The 866-nt window shown below is 43.8% G+C and carries 2 protein-coding genes; one reads left to right on the top strand and one right to left on the bottom strand.

Going from position 1 to position 866, the window contains the following annotated elements; all coding sequences use genetic code 11:
* Positions 1–591 (top strand): M24 family metallopeptidase (locus tag ACYVRH_RS13530; RefSeq protein WP_461257416.1); only part of this gene is annotated, 591 nt, incomplete at its 5' end.
* Between the two features lie 56 nt (positions 592–647).
* On the opposite strand, the gene ACYVRH_RS13525 is transcribed toward ACYVRH_RS13530, so the two are convergent.
* Positions 648–866, bottom strand: a 219-nt coding sequence (locus tag ACYVRH_RS13525) for a hypothetical protein (RefSeq protein ID WP_461257415.1), incomplete at its 5' end; no start/stop codon positions are given.

The raw sequence follows: 866 nt of genomic DNA, 5'->3' as shown, positions 1-866 counted from the left end.
ATAAAAACAGAAGCTGACGCGGCGTTGTTTATTGAGGTGGAGGCGCGAAGAAGGGATTGCGAGGGAACAAGTTTTGGAACCCTTGCCGCGGGACCAGATCGGAGTTTTGCGATTCACGCTTTCCCGAATTGGACATGCGCTCCTTTTGGCGGACAGGGTCTTTCCATCCTTGACTTTGGAGTAAAATTCAACGGATACTGCACCGACGTAACCCTCACTTTTGCCCGCGATTTAGACCCAAAACAAGAGAAGCTTGTCAATCTGACTGAAAAAGCGGCCAAGCTCGCAGTTTCAATGGCACATAACGGATGCATGGCAAGAGACATCGCCGCCGCAGTAGACGCGCTTTTTTCCAAATCAAGAAAAAAAATGCCCCACGGTCTTGGACACGGCATAGGGCTTCAGGAACACGAGTACCCGTTAATAAGAAACTCAAACGACAATGAATGGGTACTCCAGCCGGGAATGATCTTCACGATAGAGCCGGGGCTTTACGACCCGTTGCTTGGGGGTTGCCGTCTAGAAAATGACGTACTTATGACTGAAAACGGATACGAGGTTCTTACAACCGCGCGTATTATCAGATTGTAACAGCGTGTAACAAATTAATACTTTATATAAATTACAAATTACGACATTGCTCATTGTTAATTTCCAAAGCCTATTCTTTTTGTTACAGGAGGTTTTTCAATAAGGTTGTTCAAAGCAATTATAATTTGTTCAATTGCTTTGTCATGTTTTGAAAGTTTATGGTCAGTATTTTCAATGTAGACCATGAGCAGCTTCCGTAATTCTGTGATTTGTTCACTTGTGCCGCTTTTCGCAAGAACATAATGCCTTAATTTTACAAAAGCCCGCATTATTTG

The organism is Treponema sp. R80B11-R83G3 (assembly GCF_054786115.1).
Note: the sequence above shows the minus strand (reverse complement) of the source record. Positions and strands in the feature narration are given on the sequence as shown.